The sequence below is a fragment of the Streptomyces sp. NBC_01116 genome (assembly GCF_041435495.1).
In the GTDB taxonomy this organism is placed as follows: Bacteria; Actinomycetota; Actinomycetes; order Streptomycetales; family Streptomycetaceae; genus Streptomyces.
On the sequence record NZ_CP108644.1, the window covers coordinates 6,063,263 to 6,078,813 of the forward strand.

Annotated in this window: 9 protein-coding genes; 4 read left to right on the forward strand and 5 right to left on the reverse strand. The window is 71.4% G+C overall.

Annotated features, from left to right (window positions below; genetic code table 11):
* Positions 1-81: 81 nt before the first annotated feature.
* From OG245_RS26865 to OG245_RS26875, 3 genes are all read left to right on the forward strand, one after another.
* Positions 82-492 carry a MerR family transcriptional regulator gene (locus tag OG245_RS26865; protein ID WP_371625987.1) on the forward strand — a complete coding sequence of 137 codons (411 nt, stop codon included), beginning with the start codon at positions 82-84 and terminating at the stop codon, positions 490-492.
* The gene (gene trxA, locus OG245_RS26870; protein ID WP_371625988.1) at positions 489-860 is read left to right on the forward strand and encodes a thioredoxin; all 372 of its coding nucleotides are present in this window, start codon (positions 489-491) and stop codon (positions 858-860) included. The genes OG245_RS26865 and trxA overlap by 4 nt, the downstream gene beginning before the upstream one ends.
* 91 nt (positions 861-951) lie before the next feature.
* Positions 952-1,845 (forward strand): NAD(P)-dependent oxidoreductase, encoded by an 894-nt coding sequence (locus tag OG245_RS26875; protein ID WP_371625989.1) that lies wholly within the window; start codon positions 952-954, stop codon positions 1,843-1,845.
* Between the two features lie 66 nt (positions 1,846-1,911).
* Here the strand turns inward: OG245_RS26875 and glgB are convergent, their stop codons facing one another.
* The 4 genes from glgB to OG245_RS26895 form a co-directional block, all read right to left on the reverse strand.
* The gene (gene glgB, locus OG245_RS26880) at positions 1,912-4,317 is read right to left on the reverse strand and encodes a 1,4-alpha-glucan branching enzyme (RefSeq protein ID WP_371625990.1); all 2,406 of its coding nucleotides are present in this window, start codon (positions 4,315-4,317) and stop codon (positions 1,912-1,914) included.
* 87 nt (positions 4,318-4,404) lie between these two features.
* Positions 4,405-5,823: a phosphotransferase gene (locus OG245_RS26885; protein WP_371625991.1), complete on the reverse strand. Its 1,419-nt coding sequence runs from the start codon at positions 5,821-5,823 to the stop codon at positions 4,405-4,407.
* A 231-nt stretch (positions 5,824-6,054) separates the two neighbouring features.
* Complete coding sequence (gene treS / locus OG245_RS26890; RefSeq protein WP_371625992.1) at positions 6,055-7,761, reverse strand: maltose alpha-D-glucosyltransferase; 1,707 nt, start codon at positions 7,759-7,761, stop codon at positions 6,055-6,057.
* A complete protein-coding gene (locus tag OG245_RS26895) occupies positions 7,758-9,776 on the reverse strand; it encodes an alpha-1,4-glucan--maltose-1-phosphate maltosyltransferase (protein WP_371625993.1) in 2,019 nt (672 codons plus the stop codon). Before OG245_RS26895 ends, treS begins: the two co-directional genes overlap by 4 nt.
* A 664-nt stretch (positions 9,777-10,440) precedes the next feature.
* Here OG245_RS26895 and glgP point away from each other — a divergent pair.
* A complete protein-coding gene (glgP, locus tag OG245_RS26900) occupies positions 10,441-13,110 on the forward strand; it encodes an alpha-glucan family phosphorylase (protein WP_371625994.1) in 2,670 nt (889 codons plus the stop codon).
* Positions 13,111-13,199: 89 nt separating this feature from the next.
* Here the strand turns inward: glgP and OG245_RS26905 are convergent, their stop codons facing one another.
* Entirely contained in the window at positions 13,200-15,245 is a 2,046-nt protein-coding gene (locus tag OG245_RS26905) for a M4 family metallopeptidase (RefSeq protein ID WP_371625995.1), read from the reverse strand.
* Between the last annotated feature and the right edge of the window lie 306 nt (positions 15,246-15,551).

A 15,551-nucleotide genomic window follows, 5' to 3' on the forward strand; every position in this document is an offset into this window, starting at 1 on the left:
CCGCCCGGTTCTACGCCGCCGGCCCTGCGTCGGCGTAGGCGGTCTTGCGTTGACGTCGGCGTCAAGGAATACGTTGGTCCCATGCGAATCGGGGAGCTGGCCGAACAGGCCGGGACGACGACGCGAACGCTCCGCTACTACGAGTCGCGCGGGCTGCTGCCCGCGCGGCGCGCGGAGAACGGCTACCGCAGCTACGACGAGGACGACCTGCGCCTCCTCCAGCAGATCCGGACCCTGCAGGACTTCGGGTTCGACCTGGAGGAGACCAGGCCCTTCGTCGACTGCCTGCGCGCCGGCCACCCGGCCGGGGACTCCTGCCCCGCCTCGCTCGCCGTCTACCGGCGCAAGCTCGACGAGCTGGACGCGCTGATCGGCCAGCTCACGTCGGTGCGCGCCGAGGTCGGCGCACAGCTCGCCCGAGCCGAACTGGAGGCGTCGGCCGATCTGCCCGGTGGACCGGCGCCCCGCTGCGAACTGGGGGGACACCCATGATCCGGAACGAAGGCGTCACCGAGCTCACCGAAGTCACCGAGGAGACCTTCGAGGCGGAGGTGCTGGAATCCACTCTGCCCGTACTGGTCCAGTTCACCGCCGAATGGTGCGGCCCGTGCCGCCAACTCGCCCCGGTGCTGCGGGAGATCGCCCGCGAGGAGGCCGACCGGATCAGGATCGTCCAGCTCGACGTCGACCGCGAGACCGAGATCACCGTACGGTACGGCGTGCTGGCGACACCGACCCTGATGGTCTTCCGGGCGGGCGAGCCGGTGAAGTCGATCGTCGGCGCCCGGCCCAAGCGCCGGCTCCTCCAGGAGCTGGAGGACGTCCTCGCCCCGGCCGACCCGAACCGCCCCGACCTCTGACCGCTCCGACCTGGACGCTTTCCCGAAAGTGCGTATCTGACAGTCAAGTGGGTTCTGGTCAGGACCTGTTCGCCCGCCCAGCATGGTCACCATGACGCAAGCGAACACGACCACCGGACCCACTCCTGTCACCGTCCTCGGCCTCGGCGACATGGGACGCGCCCTGGCCGGCGCCTTCCTGGCCGCCGGCCACCCCACCACCGTCTGGAACCGTTCCGCCGGCAAGGGCGAGGACCTCGTGGAACGGGGCGCGGTGCGGGCCGCCTCCGCCGAGGACGCCGTACGGGCGAGCGGACTCGTCGTGGTCTGCCTCGTCGACTACGACGCCTCCGACGCGGTCCTGGAACCGCTGGCCGGGGCACTGGCGGGGCGCGTTCTGGTCAACCTGACCTCGGACACCCCGGCCCGTTCGCGGCAGGCCGCCGCCTGGGCCGGGAAGCACTCCCTGGCCTACCTCGACGGGGCGATCATGGTGCCGGTCGACGTGGTCGGCTCGGCGGAGGCGCTGGTGTTCCACTCCGGCGACCGGGCCGCGTTCGAGGCGCACGAGTCCACCCTCAAGGCGCTCGGCGCGCCCGCCACCTTCCTCGGCGAGGACCACGGGCTCGCCGCCGCCTACGACATGGCGATGCTGGACTTCTTCTACGGGGCCATGGGCGGTCTCGTCCACGCCTTCGCGCTCGCCCGCGCGGAGGGCATCGACGGCGCGTCGCTCGCCCCGTACCTCAACACGATCGCGGGCATCCTGCCGCCGATCGCCGCGTACACGGCGAAGGACATCGACACGCGCACGTACGCGGGCGAGGGTGCCAACCTCGCCATGATGGCGGCCAGCGTCGACCACATCCTGCACACCGCGAAGGACCGCGGCCTGGACGTCTCGCAGCTCGCCGCTCTCCAGGGCATCACCGACCGGGCGATCGCCCGGGGCCACGGCCCCGAATCCTGGTCGAGCCTCGTCGAGGTGATGGCCGCCGATCACTGACCCGCCGTCGACGGGGGAGGGGCCCGCACCACGTCGTCATCGACGCGGTACGGGCCCCGGGTCCGTTCACGCCGGGCGGAACCACACCGTGGCCAGCGGCGGCAGCGTCAGCGAGATGCTGCACGGGCGGCCGTGCGCGGGCACCGCCTCCGCCTTCAGCGGCTCCTCGTTGCGCACGTCGCCGCCGCCGTAACGGGCCGCGTCGGTGTTCAGGACCTCCACCCAGCCCTCGGCACCGGTCTCCGGCACCCCGAGGCGGTAGTCGCTCCGGACCGCCGGGGAGAAGTGGGAGACCGCGAGGAGCGGGGAGCCGTCCGCGTCGTACCGCAGGAACGCGAACACGTTGTCCTCGGCCGCCCCGCCGTCCACCCAGCTGAACCCCTCCGGAACGGTGTCGCGCTGCCACAGCGCGGGCACCGCCCCGTACACCGCGTTCAGGTCGCCGACCAGGGTCCGCACCCCGCGGTGATCGTCGGACGCCCCGTAGGAGGGGTCCAGCAGCCACCAGTCCGGGCCGTGCCCCTCGGACCACTCCGCACCCTGGGCGAACTCCTGTCCCATGAAGAGGAGTTGCTTGCCGGGGTGGGCCCACATGAAGCCCAGGTAGGCGCGGTGGTTGGCTCGCTGCTGCCACCAGTCGCCGGGCATCTTGGTCACCAGCGCCTGCTTGCCGTGCACCACCTCGTCGTGCGAGATCGGCAGCACGTAGTTCTCGCTGTACGCGTACACCATCGAGAACGTCATCTCGTTGTGGTGGTACTTGCGGTGGATCGGCTCCTTGGCGATGTACTGGAGCGAGTCGTGCATCCAGCCCATGTTCCACTTCAGCCCGAAGCCCAGGCCACCGCCGTCGGTGGGCCGGGTGACGCCGTCCCAGGCGGTGGACTCCTCGGCGATGGTGACCACACCGGGGTTGCGGCGGTAGACCGTCGCGTTCATCTCCTGGAGGAAGGCGACCGCGTCCAGGTTCTCCCGGCCGCCGAACTCGTTGGGCGACCACTGGCCGTCCTCGCGGGAGTAGTCGAGATAGAGCATCGAGGCCACCGCGTCGATCCGGAGCCCGTCGATGTGGAACTCCTCGCACCAGTACGTGGCATTGGCGACCAGGAAGTTGCGGACCTCCGTGCGGCCGTAGTCGAACTCCAGCGTCCCCCAGTCCGGGTGCGCCGCGCGCTGCGGGTCGGAGTGCTCGTACAGCGGCCGTCCGTCGAACTCGGCCAACGCCCAGTCGTCGCGCGGGAAGTGCGCCGGGACCCAGTCCATGATCACGCCGATGCCCGCCCGGTGCAGGGCGTCCACCAGGAAGCGGAAGTCGTCCGGGGTGCCCATCCGGGAGGTCGGCGCGTAGAACCCGGTGACCTGATAGCCCCAGGATCCGCCGAAGGGGTGCTCGGAGACCGGCATCAGCTCCACGTGCGTGAAGCCCAGGTCCTTGACGTACGCCGGGAGCTGCTCGGCCAGCTGACGATACGTCAAGCCCGGTCGCCAGGAGGCGAGATGGACCTCGTACACCGAGAACGGGGCCTCGTGGACGGGCCGGTCGCCCCGGTGCGCCATCCAGTCCGCGTCCTGCCACCGGTGGTGCGACGCGGTGACGATCGAGGCGGTCGCGGGCGGCACCTCGGCACGCCGGGCCATCGGGTCGGCCCGCACCGTGTGCGAACCGTCCGGGCGGCAGATGTCGTACTTGTACAGCGCGCCCTCGCCGACCCCGGGCAGGAACAGCTCCCACACCCCGGTCGAGCCGAGCGAACGCATCGGGAAGCCGGTGCCGTCCCAGTAGGTGAAGTCACCGGTGATCCGCACGCCGCGCGCGTTCGGGGCCCAGAGGGTGAACCGGGTCCCGGCGACCCCCTGGTGCTCCATCGGCTCCGCGCCGAGCGCCCGCCACAGCTCCTCGTGGCGGCCCTCGCCGATCAGATGGAGATCGAGCTCGCCGATCGCGGGCCAGAAGCGGTACGGGTCCTCCACCTCGACGGTGTTGTCGTCGTACGTCACTTCGAGCCGGTACGCGGGGGCCTCCGGCACCGGCAGCACACCGGCGAAGAAGCCGTCGCCGTCGTCGTGCAGCTCGGCCCGCAGTCCGGTCGCCACCACCGTGACGGACCGCGCGAACGGCCGCAGCGCCCGGACGAGCACCCCGCCGGGGACCGGGTGCGCGCCGAGCACGTCGTGCGGTGCGTGGTGGTCGCCGGCCAGCAGCCGGCCCCGGTCCGCGCCGTCCAGGGCCGGCGCGGGGCGGGCGCCCTGGCCGTCGGCGGCCCGACGGGGGCGCGGCGGGCCCGCGTCGGCGCGCCGGGGCCGGGCGCGCTCGGCGGTCGCGGCCTTCGCGGTGGTCGCCGCGGGCGCCGGCGCCGCCGCCACGTCGACGGCGGATTCGACTGGTGCCTCGACGGGGGCCTCGGCAGGGACCTCGACGGGCAGTCCGGCGGTCTTGCGGGATGACTTGCGGGACGGCTTGCGGGCGGTCACAGGGACTGCCTCCTCGAAGGGTGAAGGGGAAGAGCGCGGGGTGAGGGGGGGAGCGCGGGGATGGAGAAGAGGTACGGGGGGTGCGGATCAGGCCGCGGCGGACCGGGCCAGCCGTTGGATGGCCGCCATCGGAACCGGCAGCCAGTCCGGGCGGTGCCGGGCCTCGTACAGCACCTCGTACACGGCCTTGTCGGTCTCATGGGCGCGCAGCAGCTCCGGTTCGCCGCGCGGGTCGCTGCCCGACGTCTGCGCGTAGCCCTCGCAGTAGGCGGCGCGGCAGCGGGCCGCCCACTCCGGGTTCCACGGGCGGTGCGAGCGGGCCGCGTAGTCGAAGGACCGCAGCATGCCCGCCACATCGCGGACCGGAGGCGCGGGCATACGGCGCTCGGGCAGCGGACGGGACGGTTCGCCCTCGAAGTCGATCAGCGACCAGAAGCCGTCGGCGGAGCGCAGCGTCTGCCCGAGGTGGAGATCGCCGTGCACCCGCTGCTGCGCCCAGCCGCTGCCCCGGACCCCGAGATCCGTCACCGCCTCGAACGCGGCGCGCAGCCCGGGGACGTGCGGCACGAGCGCCGGTACCGCCTGGGCGGCGGCCTCCAGCCGCCGGGTCATCTCCGCGACGAGCTGCCGGGTCTGGGTGCCGCGCAGCGCCGGGGTCGGCAGCGCGGCGGCCAGCGCGGTGTGCACCTCGGCGGTGGCCCGGCCCAGCGCCCGTGCCTCGGTGAGGAAGTCGCGGCCCGCGGCGAGCGCGGCCAGCGCGAGTTGCCAGCCGTCGCGCGCGCCGTGCAGGAAGGGCTGGAGGACGCCGAGGGTGAGCGGTTCGGGTCCTCGCGTCTCGAACCAGGCGACCGGGACCGGCACCCGCGCGCACCCTTCGCCGCCGAGGGCGAGGGGCAGTTCCAGGTCCGGGTTGGTGCCCGGGAAGACGCGCCGGAAGATCTTGAGGATGAACGCGTCCCCGTAGACGAGCGAGGAGTTGGACTGTTCGGCGTCCAGCACCCGGGGCGCGAGACCGGCCGGGATCGCGGCGGTCCGCTCGAAGCGCAGCGAGCCGAGGCTTCCGGGGCGGCGGAAGCGTTCCAGCAGCAGATCGGCCAGCCGCGGATCGTGCAGCCCGTCGTAGACGGCCCGTCCGGCGAGCGGGCCCCGCTCCACCCGGCCGATCAGGGCGCCCGAGAGCAGCGGCGGAAGTGACGTTCTTGCGCCGAGGAGCAGCTGGTAGCAGTCCTCGGCCGGGCCCCGCTGGGAGGGCTGCTCGACCCGCAGCAGCAGGTGCAGCAGCCCCGGGCCCGCCGTGCCGTCCAGCGGCAGCATCTCGGTGGCCGAGACCAGGGAGAAGCCGGTGACCGGCCTGCCCTTGCCGGCGAACCACCGCTGCCGGGGCAGCCACGCGTGGAGCAGCGGGGCGAGGGACGGGAGGAGATCGCCGTCCTGCGTCGTTCTGGGAGTCGCGCTGTTCCTTGTGCTCTTCGCCAGGGCGACGTGAGTGGATGCAGCCTCCGACATGGCATCGCGTCCTTTCCCCGGGCACACCACAGGATGCGAAGAGTGTCCCGGATTGCGGCAATGGCTGTCCGGCTGTGCGGGACGTGTCGGGTCAGGAGAGCTCTTACGGACTCGAACGGCGGAACGGTGAAGGCCGAAGGCGCCGGAACCGCGAAGGCCCGAGGCCTTGCATTGAGGTCAGGGTGCCCCGTGCGGGACGGTGGAAACCGTCCCGCACGGGGCCGGCACCGCTCAGGCCGGCGGCGCGTCCTTGCGCAGCCGGAACCAGTAGAAGCCGTGTCCCGCAAGGGTCAGCAGGTAGGGCCACTGGCCGATGGCCGGGAAGCGTACCCCGCCGATCAGTTCCACCGGATGACGTCCGTCGAACGATCGCAGGTCCAGTTCCGTCGGCTGCGCGAACCGCGAGAAGTTGTGCACGCACAGGACGAGATCGTCCTTGTACTCACGGGTGAACGCCAGCACCGCCGGGTTGGAGGAGGGCAGTTCGGTGTACTCGCCGAGACCGAAGGCCGGATTCTGCTTCCGGATCTCGATCATCCGGCGGGTCCAGTGCAGCAGCGAGGACGGCGAGGCCATCGACGCCTCGACGTTGGTGACCTGGTAGCCGTAGACCGGGTCCATGATCGTGGGGAGGTAGAGCCGCCCCGGATCGCTGGAGGAGAACCCGGCGTTGCGGTCGGGCGTCCACTGCATCGGCGTGCGCACCGCGTCCCGGTCGCCCAGCCAGATGTTGTCGCCCATCCCGATCTCGTCCCCGTAGTAGAGGATCGGGGAGCCGGGCAGCGACATCAGCAGGGCGGTGAACAGCTCGATCTGGTTGCGGTCGTTGTCCAGCAGGGGGGCGAGCCGCCTGCGGATGCCGATGTTGGCGCGCATCCGCGGGTCCTTGGCGTACTCCGCGTACATGTAGTCGCGCTCTTCGTCCGTGACCATTTCGAGGGTCAGCTCGTCGTGGTTGCGCAGGAAGATGCCCCACTGGCAGTTCTTCGGGATCGCCGGGGTCTTGGCCAGGATCTCGGAGACCGGGTAGCGGCTCTCGCGGCGCACCGCCATGAAGATGCGCGGCATCACGGGGAAGTGGAACGCCATGTGGCACTCGTCGCCGCCCTGCTCGTAGTCGCCGAAGTAGTCGACGACGTCCTCCGGCCACTGGTTGGCCTCGGCGAGCAGCACGGTGTCCGGGTAGTTGGCGTCGATCTCCTTGCGGACCCGCTTGAGGAAGTGGTGGGTCTCGGGGAGGTTCTCGCAGTTGGTGCCCTCGCGCTGGTAGAGGTAGGGCACCGCGTCGACCCGGAAGCCGTCGATGCCCAGGTCCAGCCAGAAGCGCAGGGCCGCGAGGATCTCCTCCTGCACCGCCGGGTTCTCGTAGTTGAGGTCCGGCTGGTGCGAGAAGAAGCGGTGCCAGTAGTACTGCTTGCGCACCGGGTCGAAGGTCCAGTTGGACGTCTCGGTGTCGACGAAGATGATCCGGGCGTCCTGGAACTGCTTGTCGTCGTCCGCCCAGACGTAGTAGTCGCCGTACGGCCCGTCGGGGTCGGTGCGGGACTGCTGGAACCACTCGTGCTGATCGCTGGTGTGGTTCATGACGAAGTCGATGATGACGCGCATGCCCCGCTGGTGCGAGGCGTCCACGAACTCCACGAAGTCGGCGAGATCGCCGAACTCCGGCAGGACGGCGGTGTAGTCGGAGACGTCGTAGCCCCCGTCGCGCAGCGGCGACTTGAAGAACGGCGGCAGCCAGAGGCAGTCGACGCCGAGCCACTGGAGGTAGTCCAGCTTGGCGGTGATGCCCTTGAGGTCGCCGATTCCGTCGCCGTTGGAGTCCTGGAAGGACCGGACGAGCACCTCGTAGAAGACGGCGCGCTTGAACCAGTCGGGATCGCGGTCCTTGGCGGGAGTGTCCTCGAACGTGTCGTGGACAGGCTCATTGACGATCATGGTGTGGGTGACCCTCCGGTCGGCGGGGACGGTCGCAGGACGGCGATGTGCGCGGGCGTGATGCCCGGCTCTAGGCGCACATAGAAGGTCCTGCCCCAGTGGTAGGTATCGCCGGTGAGCTCGTCGCGCACCGGCACGCGCTCGTGCCATGAGAGGCCGAGCCGCTCCATGTCCAACGAGACCGTGGCCTCCTGGGTGTGGTGCGGGTCGAGGTTCACGACCACCAGAACGGTGTTCGTACCGGAGCGCTTGCTGTAGGCGATCAGCGCTTCGTTGTCGGTGTGGTGGAAGTGGACGTCGCGCAGCTGCCGCAGAGCGGGGTTACGCCGGCGGATCCGGTTCAGCGAGGTGATCAGAGGGGTCAGCGTGCGGCCTTCGCGTTCCGCCGACTCCCAGTCCCTCGGGCGCAGTTCGTACTTCTCCGAGTGCAGGTACTCCTCGCTCCCCGGCTTGGCCGGAGTGTTCTCGCACAGCTCGAATCCCGCGTACACGCCCCAGGAGGGGGACAGTGTCGCGGCCAGGACCGCCCGAGCCTCGAAGGCCGGACGGCCGCCCTCCTGGAGGTAGCCGGGAAGGATGTCGGGGGTGTTCACGAAGAAGTTGGGCCGCATGTACGACGCGGCCTCGCCGGCCAGCTCCGTGACGTACTCGGTCAGCTCCTGCTTGGTGTCGCGCCAGGTGAAGTACGTGTACGACTGCTGGAAGCCGACCGCGCCCAGGGTGTGCATCATCGCCGGGCGGGTGAACGCCTCCGCCAGGAAGACGACGTCGGGGTCGGCGCCGTTGATCTCCTCGATGACCTTCTCCCAGAAGACCACCGGCTTGGTGTGCGGGTTGTCGACCCGGAAGATCCGCACGCCGCGGTCCATCCAGAAGCGCAGGATGCGTACGGTCTCCGCCACCAGGCCGCGCATGTCCTTGTCGAAGGCGATCGGATAGATGTCCTGGTACTTCTTCGGCGGGTTCTCGGCGTACGCGATCGAACCGTCGGGGCGGTGGTGGAACCAGTCCGGGTGCTCCTTGACCCACGGGTGGTCCGGCGAGCACTGGAGCGCGAAGTCCAGCGCGATCTCCATCCGCAGATTGCGGGCCACGGAGACGAAGTGGTCGAAGTCCTCCAGCGTGCCCAGCTCCGGGTGGACCGCGTCGTGCCCGCCGTCCGGCGAGCCGATCGCCCACGGCACGCCCGGGTCGTGCTCCCCGGGAGTAAGACTGTTGTCCGGGCCCTTGCGGTGCGTGGTCCCGATCGGGTGGATCGGCGGCAGGTACACGACGTCGAACCCCATCGCGGCGACCGCGGGCAGCCGCTCGGCGGCCGTCCGGAACGTGCCGCTCACCAGACGTGTCTCCGCGTCCGGCGAGGTGTCCGCCGGGTCCACCGGCACCCGCCTCGCGCCCTCCGAGCGCGGGAACAGCTCGTACCACGAGCCGAACAGCGCCCGCTCGCGCTCCACCCGCACCGCCAGCGGCTTGGAGCGGGTGACCAGTTCGCGCAGCGGATAGCGGGCCAGCACCGCGTCGGCGGCCGGGGTCAGGGCGGCGGCCAGCCGGGCGGCCGGCGGGTGGGCGGTGTCGCGCAGCGCGTCCACCGCGGCCAGCACCGCCTCGCGGCCGTGCTTCTTCGGGACGCCCGCCGCGGCGCGTTCCAGCAGCGCCGCGCCCTCCGCCAGCACCAGGTCCGTGTCGATGCCCGCCGGGATCTTGATCGCGGCGTGGTGCCGCCAGGTGGTGACCGGATCGCTCCAGGCCTCCACCGTGTACGTCCAGCGGCCCTCGGAGGTCGCGGTGACGTCGGCCCCCCACCGGTCCGTGCCCCGCGCCAGCTCGCGCATCGGCGTCCACGGCCCGACCCGTCCGCTCGGATCGCGCAGCACGACATTGGCGGCGACCGCGTCATGGCCTTCGCGGAAGACGGTGGCGCTGACCTGGAAGGTCTCACCGGCGACGGCCTTCGCCGCCCGTCTGCCGCAGTCGACGAGAGGACGGACGTCCAGGACGGGAATGCGACCGATCATGGAATCACCTGAGGGCTGGAGGAGCTCGGCGGGGGACGGCACGGGCGCGGAGGACCGACCGCGTGTGCCGCGAAGACGGGGGTCTGTCCTTTGTAGCTGCTCAGCTGTCTGCTGACGGGCTGTGGGCATGGCCGCTCCTGTCCGCGTTCACTCGAATGGCACTCGAATGGGTGGGTCGCGGGGGTTTCGTGCATGTTTCTGGATGCACGGAGAACGTCTGCGGGCCGGGTCGTGCCGCGTACCGGGGAAGCCTTCCCCGCGTCCACGGGTGGGAAATCCGGCGCTGTGTTAACTACTCGGTCGTAGTCGACCGCCCGCCGGGAACCGCGGGACAGCTCTTGGGGGAGCCCGAAGCGCCTCCACGGGTTCCGGGTACCCGCTCTGCGGCGCCACACGGCAGCCTTCCCTGTGACAGGGAGGTCCACAAGGCTGCGTACGGGGTGAAATCGGCCAAACCCCCAGGTGAGCGGAGTGACGGGGGATCACGGGCGGGGCGCGAGGTGCGTCTGTGGGGAGGCGCGCACCGGCTGCGCAGGGACCTCGCGCGCCGTCCGCGCGCCGTGGCAGGCCGCCACGGACGGCCGCTACCTTCAGGGGTGACGGAAGGGACGCACACCGTGGTGCGTCCGCCCGGATGCGCAAGTCCCCTGTAAAGGTGGAGTACGTGAAGGCCATTCGTCGATTCACCGTGCGTCCTGTCCTCCCCGAACCCCTCCGACCTCTCCACGACCTCGCGCACAACCTGCGCTGGTCGTGGCATACCGAGACCCGTGAGCTCTTCCGGTCCGCCGACCCCGAGGGCTGGCGGCCCGCGGACGCCGACCCCGTACGCCTGCTCGGCTCGCTGTCCGCCGGGCGGCTCACCGAACTGGCCGGGGACGAGGAGTACCTCGGCCGCCTCGCCGGGGCCTCCGCCGATCTGGCCGAATATCTGAACGGCCCCCGCTGGTACCAGGAGCAGCGGGCCGCCGGGGCGGAACTGCCCTCCGCCGTCGCCTACTTCTCACCCGAATTCGGCGTCACCGCGGCGCTGCCCCAGTACAGCGGCGGCCTCGGCATCCTGGCCGGCGACCACCTCAAGGCCGCCAGCGACCTCGGCGTCCCGCTCATCGGCGTCGGCCTGCTCTACCGGCACGGCTACTTCCGCCAGACCCTCTCGCGCGAGGGCTGGCAGCAGGAGCACTATCCGGTCCTCGACCCCAACGAACTCCCGCTCGACCTCGTCCGCGAGGCCGACGGCGCCCCCGCCCGGGTGATGCTCGCCCTGCCCGGCGGACGCTCGTTGCACGCCTGTATCTGGCTGGCCCGGGTCGGCCGGGTGCCGCTGCTCCTCCTCGACTCCGACGTCGAGGAGAACGCCCCGGGCGAACGCGACGTCACCGACCGGCTGTACGGCGGCGGCAGCGACCACCGTCTGCTCCAGGAGATGCTGCTCGGCATCGGCGGAGTGCGCGCGGTGCGCACCTGGTGCCGGCTGACCGGCACGCCGGAGCCGGAGGTGTTCCACACCAACGAGGGCCACGCCGGCTTCCTCGGCCTGGAGCGCATCCGTGAACTGGCTTCCACCGGGCTTGACTTCGACGCCGCCCTGGAAGTGGTCCGGGCCGGGACGGTCTTCACCACCCACACCCCGGTGCCCGCCGGGATAGACCGTTTCGACCGGGGGCTCGTCGCCCGGCACTTCGGCGACGACGGCGAACTGCCCGGCGTCGGCGTCGAGAAGATCCTGCGGCTCGGCACAGAGACGTACCCCGGCGGTGAGCCGGAGCTGTTCAACATGGCGGTGATGGGCCTGCGGCTCGCCCAGCGCGCCAACGGCGTCTCCACCCTCCACGGGGCCGTCAGCCGGGAGATGTTCTCCGGTCTCTGGCCGGGCTTCGACCCCGCCGAGGTGCCGATCACCTCCGTCACCAACGGGGTCCACGCACCGACCTGGGTCGCCCCCGAGGTGTTCCGGCTCGGCGCGGGCCAGGTCGGCGAGGGCCGTGCCCACCAGGTGCCGGCGGGCGGCCCGGTGGACGACGAGGCCTCCTCGCGGAGCGGCACCCCGCGCCGCTGGGACGCGGTGACCGGCATCGGCGACCAGGAGATCTGGGACCTGCGCCGGGACCTGCGCGGCCAGTTGGTCACCGAGGTTCGCCGCCGGCTGTACGCCTCCTGGCGCCGGCGCGGCGCGGGCACCGCCGAGCTGGGCTGGATCGACGGCGTCCTCGACCCGGACGTCCTGACGATCGGCTTCGCCCGGCGCGTCCCCTCGTACAAGCGGCTCACGCTGATGCTGCGCGACCGCGACCGGCTGCGGGCGCTGCTGCTGCACCCGACGCGCCCGATCCAGATCGTCGTCGCGGGCAAGGCCCACCCCGCCGACGACGGCGGAAAGCGGCTGGTGCAGGAGCTGGTGCGGTTCGCGGACGACGCGGGGGTCCGCCACCGCATCGTCTTCCTCCCGGACTACGGGATGGGCATGGCGCAGAAGCTCTACCCGGGCTGCGACGTCTGGCTCAACAACCCGCTGCGCCCGCTGGAGGCGTGCGGGACGAGCGGGATGAAGGCGGCGCTGAACGGCTGCCTCAACCTGTCGGTGCGCGACGGCTGGTGGGACGAGTGGTTCGACCCGGACTTCGGCTGGGAGATCCCCACCGCCGACGGCTCGGCGATCGACGAGGACCGCCGCGACGAGCTGGAGTCGAACGCCCTGTACGCGCTGATCGAGGACCGCGTCGCCCCGCGCTTCTACGACCGTGGGGCCGGGGGGCTGCCCGACCGCTGGATCGAGATGGTCCGCTCCACGCTGGCCGACCTCGGGCCGAGGGTGCTCGCGGGGCGGATGGTGCGCGAGTACGTGGAGCGCCTGTACGCCCCTGCCGCACAGTCCCGGCGGGTCCTGGATCCGGGGGCCGCGCGGGACCTCGCCCAGTGGAAGGCCAAGGTCAGGGCGGCCTGGAGCGGGGTCTCCGTCGACCATGTGGAGTCGGTGACCGACACCGCGGCGGGCGGCTCGGCGGAGCTCGGCGCCAGCCTGGCGCTGCGGGCGCGGATCGCGCTCGGCGGCCTGGACCCGGACGACGTGGAGGTCCAGGTGGTCGCGGGCCGGGTCGATTCGGGCGACGCCATCGCGGACGCACAGACCTTCCCGCTGAAGCCGGCGGGCGGTCAGGACCTGGAGGACCGCTGGCTGTACGAGGGGCCGCTCGCGCTGGACCGGACGGGACCGTACGGCTACACCGTGCGCGTTCTGCCCGCCCATCCGCTGCTGGCCACCAGCGCCGAACTGGGCCTGGTCGCGCTGCCGGCCGAGGCGGCGGGGGAGGGCGCGGGCGTGCTGCTGCGCTGAGCGCGCGCCACGGCGAACGGCCCGGGAGGGGGCGAACCCCTCCCGGGCCGTTCTCCGTGTGATCCCCGCGGGCCGGTGGGCCCGGTGGGTCAGAAGGTGAGCTTGAAGCTGTTGATCCGCCCGGTGTCCGAGCGGGCGATGTCCTGGACCTTCAGCTTCCAGACCCCGTTGGCCACCTCGGACGAGGCGTTGACCGTGTAGGTCGCCACCACGTCGTCCGCGGAGTCGCCGGAGGAGGAGTTCTTCAGCCGGTAGGCGGTGCCGTCCGGGGCCACCAGGTCGATGACCAGGTCGCCGCGCCAGGTGTGCGTGATGTTCACGTCCGCCTTGAGGGTGCTCGGCGCGTTGCCGGCCACACCGGAGACGGTGACCGCGCTGGTGACGGCGGCGCCGGCGTCCGGGATGGTCACCGCGGTGGTGTTCTCGAACACCTTGCCGCCCGGGTCGGGGTTGCCGCCGCCGGGGCGGGCGCCCACGTTGACGCCGGCCCAGGCGTGGGCCACGGCCGCGTACTCGGGGCTGGTGGCCCCGTACAGCTCACCGGCGACCGCGAGCGTGCCGGTGCGGGCGGCGGCGTAGTTGGTCGTGGAGGTGAACTTCGTGGTGAGCGCCTTGAACCAGATCTGCAGCGCCTTGTCCCGGCCGATGCCGGTCACCGGGAGCCCGTCGGAGGTCGGCGAGTCGTAGTTGACGCCGTTGACGGTCTTGGCGCCGCTGCCCTCGGAGAGCAGGTAGAACCAGTGGTTCGCCGGGCCCGAGGAGTAGTGGACGTCGACGTTGCCGATGCCCGAGTACCAGGCGTCCTTGGACGAGCCGTCCTTGGACGGCTTGTCCATGTAGCGCAGCGGGGTGCCGTTGCCGTTGATGTCGATCTTCTCGCCGACCATGTAGTCGCCCGGGTCCTGGGTGGTGTTGGAGTAGAACTCCACGCCCGCGGCGAAGATGTCGGAGGTGGCCTCGTTGAGGCCGCCGGACTCGCCGCTGTAGACCAGCTTGGCCGTGACCGAGGTCAGGCCGTGCGTCATCTCGTGGGCGGCCACGTCCAGGGAGGTCAGCGGCTTGACGTTGCCGCTGCCGTCGCCGTACGTCATGCAGAAGCAGCTGTCCTGCCAGAACGCGTTGACGTAGTTGTTGCCGTAGTGGACGCGGGAGTACGCGCCGACGCCGTCACCGCGGATGCCGGAGCGGCCGTGCACGGTCTTGTAGTAGTCCCACGTCTCGGCCGCGCCGTAGTGGGCGTCCGCGCCGGCCGTCTCGGCGTTCCGCGGAGTGCCGTCGCCCCAGACGTCGTCCGGGCCGGAGAACAGGGTGCCGGTGCCGGAGCTGCCCCGGTTCAGGTTGTACGTCTTGTGGTTGCCGCGCGTGGTGTCGGTCAGGGTGTACGAGGGCGCGGTGCCCAGGGTGACCTGGCCGTTGTACTGCGTGTTGCCCGTGCCGTTGTGGACGGCCTGCCACTCGTAGAGCTTCTCGCCGGAGGCGGCGTCCGTGAGGACGTGCAGCTCGTTCGGGGTGCCGTCGTGCTGGAGTCCGCCGACCACGGTCTCGTACGCGAGCCGCGGGGAGCCGCTGCCCAGCCACACGACCTTGCGCGGGGCGTTCTCCGCCTTCTTCGCCTTCGAGCCCTCGGCCTTCGCCGCGCCGAGCGCCTGCTTCTCGGCCGCTGCCGGGGCCACGTCGGCGGTGAGGCCGACGGCCTTCAGCTGCGCGCTGGTCGCCTTCGACGCCTTGGCCACGCCCTCGGTCGCTCCGGCCGCGGACTCCTTGACCACGAGGTCGCCGCCGAGGACGGGAAGCCCGTCCAGCGTGCGCTCGTAGCGGGTGTGCGTCGTGCCGTCGCGGTCCTGGACGACATCGCGGACCACGAGCTTCTCCGTGGACCCGAGACCGAGCTCCTTGGCGGTGGCCGCCTTGGTGGCGTTCGCCTCGCTGAGCAGCTCCGCGCGCTGGGCGGGGGAGAGCTTGGCGGGCAGGGCGCCCGGGTCGGCCTTCGTGCCGGCGGTGATGCCGCCGAGCGGGGCCGAGGAGGGGGCGGAGGTGGCGGTCGCGGCGCCGGACGGGATGGCGACGGCTATGAGGGCTGCTGCGGCTATCAGAGCGCCGGTCGCGGTGGCGCGACGGCTGGGCGTGGATCTCACGCGGACTCCTTCTGCGAGGGGGGTACCGGCGGCGCTGGACGAGCCGTCCGGACGGTGCAGGCGGTGCGCAGAACGGGGTGAAGAGTGTCAGCAGATGACCGCACCTGTCAGGACCGCGTCAACAAGTTGGCCGGTTTTCGTTCGTTGCTGGAAAGGTCATGTTCGTTAAGCGGACGTTTCGCCGATCATTGCCGCAGTGTTACCGGGGGTTGTGGAGCCCGGTATTCACAGGGTGGTCACAGGTTTCGTGCGCGAAGGGCACCGCGGCGTCGCGGGCGGGAAGGGGTGTGATGACCGCCTGATGAG

Excerpts from the sequence above, each read along its gene's own strand:
- treS (WP_371625992.1), bottom strand. The coding sequence starts at position 7,761 with ATGATCGTCAATGAGCCTGTCCACGACACGTTCGAGGACACTCCCGCC.
- trxA (WP_371625988.1), top strand. The coding sequence starts at position 489 with ATGATCCGGAACGAAGGCGTCACCGAGCTCACCGAAGTCACCGAGGAG.
- OG245_RS26875 (WP_371625989.1), top strand. The coding sequence starts at position 952 with ATGACGCAAGCGAACACGACCACCGGACCCACTCCTGTCACCGTCCTC.
- OG245_RS26895 (WP_371625993.1), bottom strand. The coding sequence starts at position 9,776 with ATGATCGGTCGCATTCCCGTCCTGGACGTCCGTCCTCTCGTCGACTGC.
- OG245_RS26865 (WP_371625987.1), top strand. The coding sequence starts at position 82 with ATGCGAATCGGGGAGCTGGCCGAACAGGCCGGGACGACGACGCGAACG.
- OG245_RS26885 (WP_371625991.1), bottom strand. The coding sequence starts at position 5,823 with ATGTCGGAGGCTGCATCCACTCACGTCGCCCTGGCGAAGAGCACAAGG.